The following is a 2,657-nucleotide window of genomic DNA, read 5'->3' as shown; positions in this document are numbered from 1 at the left end:
GGCGATCTCGGCGGCGAGGGGGCGCCGGGTGAGGGGCTGCGCGGACCGGCTCAGAACAGCCGGTGGCCCTGCACCCACATGGTCTTCCGCCCGTTGGCCCGGATCAGCCGCAGTTTCTTGATGCCGTCGTGCACGCTCGCGCTGAACAGCAGCGAGGGGCCGACGATCACGCCCGCGGCGGCCAGGGCGAAGAGCATGCCGAAGTTGTCGACCGCCTGGTCGTCGCCCTCCTCGACGGTCCGGCCGCCCAGCTGGATCAGCAGGGGGACGGTGACCAGCAGCGAGAGCACCAGCAGCCAGCCCAGTGCCCGGTGGACCCGCCGCTTGACCCGCGCCCTGGTGGCGGTCTCCACCCGGACGGAGAAGGAGCGCCGGCAGCGCGGGCAGATGACGCCGATCTCCCGGTCGCCACCGGTGGGCCGGGGCGAGCCGCCCTCCGGCAGGTGGGCGATGCTCCAGTTGACCTTCGTCACGGAGGCCCCGTGCTCGACGCTCACCCGGCAGCCGAGGCTGACGACGTACCGGTCGCTGATCGGGATCCTGACCACTGCTGCCACCCCCAGCCTCCGCGACCGTCGCGGGGTAGGCGGATCGTAGCCCTTCCGGAGGGTCTCGAAACCGGTGGTGCGGCGTCAGAAAGCCTCGGCCAGAAGGATGATGGCCGCCGGGACGGCCTGACCGAGTGCGCCGCGCCACAGCTTCGGTTCCGAGGCGAACAGGGTGATCCCGCCCGCGACCATGAACGCGGCGACGTAGAGCACCACCGGTCGCCCGGCCCCCGGGTGCCCGGCGTGCAGCAGGACCAGTCCGGCGACCAGGCCGAGTGCCAGGAACAGGTTGTAGAAGCCCACGTTGACGCGCCAGAGCCGGACCTCCGGGGCGTCCGCCGTGCTGCCGGTCAGCACGCGGCGCACCCGCGGGTGCCCGTACAGGAAGCTCTCCAGCGGCCACACGATCAGGTGGATCGCCGCGGCGACCACGGCGAAGACCTGGCTCACGGCGTTCATGGCGGACGGCTCCCTCCTGGCGGGGCGACGGAGGCGGGTGGGCGGTGACAGTGGCTGGGCGGTGGCGCCGGGCGGCCGGATCGGCCCGGACGGGCGGCCGCGGCACCGCGGGCGGGCCGCTGCTCGCGCAGCGCCGGCGGCGGGTCGTCGAGGTGGGCCCGGGCCGGTCCGATCGGGCCCGATCCGGTGCCGGTGACCCGTGCGAGGGACGGCGCGGCGGGTGCGCCGGGACGCTTTCCCATGGTGCGCATTCTATCGCCGGTGCGGTCGCGGCGGCGGTCGAAGAGCCCTTCCGGAGTGCGGGATTGGACTGGACCACTGCCTCCGCGCACCACTATCGTTCGGCGTGCCCGCGGATCGCGCGTCGCCGGAACGCATCGCGCGTCGCCGGAAGTCGTCGAGTGCTTCGGAACGGAACCCATGAGCATCTGGCCGCAGTTGCGAAGATCCAGGACCGTCCGGGCCGGGCAGGCCACCGGCCGGGTGCTGCGCTGCGGACTGATGGACACCATGCTCGCCGACCTCGCCGTCTCGGTCGCGCTCTGCTTCGAGCACCCGCTGGACGACGACCGGCTCGCCGCCGGGCTGGCCCGTGCGCTGGAGCGGGTGCCGGTCTTCGCCGGACGCCTGCGCACCGTCGAGGGCGTCCTGGAGGTGGTCTGCGACGACACCGGCGTGCCGTTCGAGGTCTACACCGTGGAGGGCACGCTCGCCGAGGCGATGGGCCGGGTGACGGCGCCCGGCTCCGAACTGGTCGCCCCGCTGGACGCCCCCGCCGCGCGCGACGGCGGCGTCCCGCTGCTCACCGTACGGGTGACCCGCACGGCCGACGGCGGCACGGTGCTCGGTTGCTCCTGGCACCACGCGATCGGTGACCTGCACAGCTTCATGCTGCTGCTGCGGGCCTGGTCCGCGGCGGTCGAGGGGGAGCCGCTGCCGGAGGCCGAACTCGTGGACGACCAGGACGAGTTGCTGGCCGAGGTGCTCCCCGCCGAGGACTGCGGCCGGCCCGGCTTCCGGCTGCCCTCGGCGGAGGAGGCGGAGCTGCTGGCCCGCGAGGTGGCGGCCGGGCCGCGCGCCAACCGGCTCGTCCAGATCGCCTTCACCGATGCCGAACTGGCCCGAATGTGCGAGGAGTTCGGTGCGGCGGCCGGGCGCCGGCTCTCCTCCGGGGACGTGCTCTGCGCCCACCTCCTGAGCACCCTGCGGGAGCTGGACGGGGACGAGGCCGAACGGATGCTGACGGTGCCGGTCAACGTGCGCCGCTGGCTGGGCCTGTCGCCCGCGCTGATGGGCAACCTGCTGAGCGAGGTCCATCTGCCGCACCGGCCCGAGGACGGGCCTGCGGTGCTGGCGGGCGCGCTGCGCACGGCGCTGGAGGAGTTCCCCGCCGCGCACCTCAACCTCCGCGCCAACCTGTGGTTCCTGGCGACCCTCGGTCGCCCGCGGCTGCGCGACTGCGTGCCGCTGGGCTTCGACCCGGCGGCACGCCGGTTCAGCTTCTCCAACTGGAGCGGCTTCGGCGCCTATGCGGTGGGTTTCCAGGGGCGGCGCCCGGTGCTCTTCAGCCCTGCCGCCAACTATCCGATTCCCTGGGTCTGTTGGACGGTGGAGGGGTTCCGCGGCGAGGGCCGGCTGGCCACCGTGGTG

The 2,657-nt window shown here is 73.8% G+C and carries 3 protein-coding genes; 1 reads left to right on the top strand and 2 read right to left on the bottom strand.

Annotated elements, in window-relative coordinates; translation table 11 throughout:
- Positions 1–50: 50 nt before the first annotated feature.
- Together ACIQOV_RS36435 and ACIQOV_RS36430 are read right to left on the bottom strand one after the other, a co-directional pair.
- Positions 51–557 (bottom strand): hypothetical protein, encoded by a 507-nt coding sequence (locus ACIQOV_RS36435; RefSeq protein ID WP_401055092.1) that lies wholly within the window; start codon positions 555–557, stop codon positions 51–53.
- A 75-nt stretch (positions 558–632) separates the two neighbouring features.
- On the bottom strand, positions 633–1,007 hold the full coding sequence (locus ACIQOV_RS36430) for a DUF1304 domain-containing protein (protein WP_387687483.1): 375 nt from the start codon (positions 1,005–1,007) through the stop codon (positions 633–635).
- Positions 1,008–1,427: 420 nt separating this feature from the next.
- Between ACIQOV_RS36430 and ACIQOV_RS36425 the strand changes: the two genes are divergently transcribed.
- A partial coding sequence (locus tag ACIQOV_RS36425) for an acyltransferase (RefSeq protein ID WP_401055091.1) occupies positions 1,428–2,657 on the top strand: 1,230 nt, incomplete at its 3' end.

This window comes from Kitasatospora sp. NPDC091257 (genome assembly GCF_044757675.1).
GTDB classification, from domain to species: domain Bacteria; phylum Actinomycetota; class Actinomycetes; order Streptomycetales; family Streptomycetaceae; genus Kitasatospora; species Kitasatospora lactacystinica.
Note: the sequence above shows the minus strand (reverse complement) of the source record. Positions and strands in the feature narration are given on the sequence as shown.